Source organism: Pseudoalteromonas sp. RB2-MNA-CIBAN-0110, assembly GCF_040309305.1.
Lineage (GTDB): Bacteria > Pseudomonadota > Gammaproteobacteria > Enterobacterales > Alteromonadaceae > Pseudoalteromonas > Pseudoalteromonas arctica.
The window spans coordinates 1-259 of record NZ_JBEOOQ010000222.1; the positions used below are offsets into that span (position 1 = coordinate 1).

Consider the following 259-nt stretch of genomic DNA (forward strand, 5'->3'; position numbering starts at 1 on the left):
GTCATCAAGGGTATTCGACCACTTTGCGGGATGAGCCTGATACATGTGTTCAAAAAACGCTTTTGCGTTACTTGATTGATAACAGCTTTGTGCAAATTGAGCTTTTTTTAGCGCATCTTCAACAGACCAATCGGGATTTAACCCCGCGTGAGATATAAAGCAATTATGTTTTATAAGCTCTAAAGCCAATGGCTGGGTTTGTAAAAAAGCGATGTAGTTAGCCAATTTAGGGCTTTCAAATATTGGGTTTAATTTATCT

The 259-nt window shown here is 38.2% G+C and carries 1 pseudogene; it reads right to left on the reverse strand.

Annotation, left to right across the window (positions count from 1 at the left end):
* A pseudogene (locus AAEY68_RS21265) lies at positions 1-259 on the reverse strand (symmetrical bis(5'-nucleosyl)-tetraphosphatase); the annotation flags it as partial.